The sequence below is a fragment of the Synergistaceae bacterium genome (assembly GCA_012728235.1).
Taxonomy (GTDB): domain Bacteria; phylum Synergistota; class Synergistia; order Synergistales; family Synergistaceae; genus JAAYFL01.
Genome location: JAAYFL010000081.1, coordinates 1 through 1511, shown reverse-complemented (window position 1 = coordinate 1511; position 1511 = coordinate 1). Strand labels below are relative to the sequence as shown.

Sequence of the window (1511 nt, the reverse complement as noted above, 5' to 3'; positions counted from 1 at the left end):
ACCTTAAAGATTGGCCTTTCCCATTAAACAACCTGGCTCTTCTTGGAAAAACTATGGGATTAAAGAATAGGGAGATACGAGAGATTTTTACTGGAAAAACTGTTGTATCTGTTGGAGGTCACAACCAACTTCTGTGGTTTAACCTTCCCGGATTTATGATTGAATTTACTGCAGATGAACAACTGTTAAAAACGGCTGTATCAGCTTTTTGGCAAAAGCTCTTTTTTGAGACAGAACCAAGCCCGCTCAACGGGTTTAGCTACGGCGGAACTGCTTCTTTACCATTTTCAACATTGGGAGTCGCAGACAAAAACAGCGCACTCTTCGGACTCATTGCCTCTAACTCAATAAAACAGCACAACGCACTAAGCAGGCTTATGAAAGAAGACGAAGAAGCAATTGGCTGGTTGATTGCAGATCTTCCTCATATTGCCGATTCCCTTGAGGAAATGTCCAAAATGAATTTCTTCTCTTCGGAGGATTTTGGTTCAGAGCGAGACATCTTTTTAGATAGTGAACAGACAGAAGAATTCTTTCACCCGGAAATGGATTTATACCCCTTAGATTATGATAAAGCAAATTCCTTTAGTAATTTGCTCAAAAAATTCGGAAAAATTACTATTGTATGGGAGAACTACGACTCAGGAAGACTGAGTTGGTACGACGTTAAAGCCAAAGAAAACTAGAATAGAAAAGATTACAACAATCTAACTATAATTAATTTGTTATAACTAACAACTTGCCTTTATTTTATCTTGTTGTAAAATATCGCAAGTATAGAGATACATCCGGAGGTTGAAAATATGTATAGTAATGCACTTGAAAAGCTCAGAGAGAGGGGTTTCGTTGAATGGAGCAGCCATGACAAGGAGTTGGCGGAACACTTCATTAGCGATATGGTAACAGGATACATCGGCTTTGACCCCAGTGCCGACAGCCTTCATGTCGGTAACCTAGTCGCAATTATGGGGTTAGCTTGGTTACAACGCCTGGGACACAAACCTATCGCCATAGCTGGAGGCGGCACGGGCAGAATAGGCGATCCTTCCGGAAAGAGCAGCGAGAGAAATCTTCTAAGTGAAGAGATAATAAACCATAACGTCTCCTGTATAGAGAAACAGCTTAGACATTTTCTCAATTTCGATTGTGGGGAAAATAGCGCTATGTTGCTTAATAACAATGATTGGCTAAAAAAAGAGTTGTTCATTGAGTTTCTAAGAGATACCGGAAAATACTTCTCCGTTAGCTTTCTTATAAATAGAGAATATGTTCGAAGCAGAGTATTTGATGCCGATAAATCCATAACTTATACGGAGCTCTCCTACATACTTCTTCAGGCTTTTGATTTTAATCATCTCTACAATGAATATGGCTGTACTCTTCAGATGGGAGGAAATGACCAACAGGTCAACATCCTAGCAGGAATGGATCTTGCGCGCAAAAAATCAGGGGGACAGTGCTACGGAATGACCTTTCCTCTTCTTTTAAACTCACATGGTGAGAAATTTGGT

The 1511-nt window shown here is 40.0% G+C and carries 2 protein-coding genes; both read left to right on the top strand.

Annotated features, from left to right (window positions below):
* Positions 1-686: hypothetical protein (locus GXZ13_05685; protein NLX75305.1), on the top strand; the 686-nt coding region annotated here is incomplete at its 5' end.
* A gap of 117 nt (positions 687-803) precedes the next feature.
* The coding region (locus GXZ13_05680) for a tyrosine--tRNA ligase (GenBank protein NLX75304.1) at positions 804-1511 on the top strand (708 nt) is incomplete at its 3' end.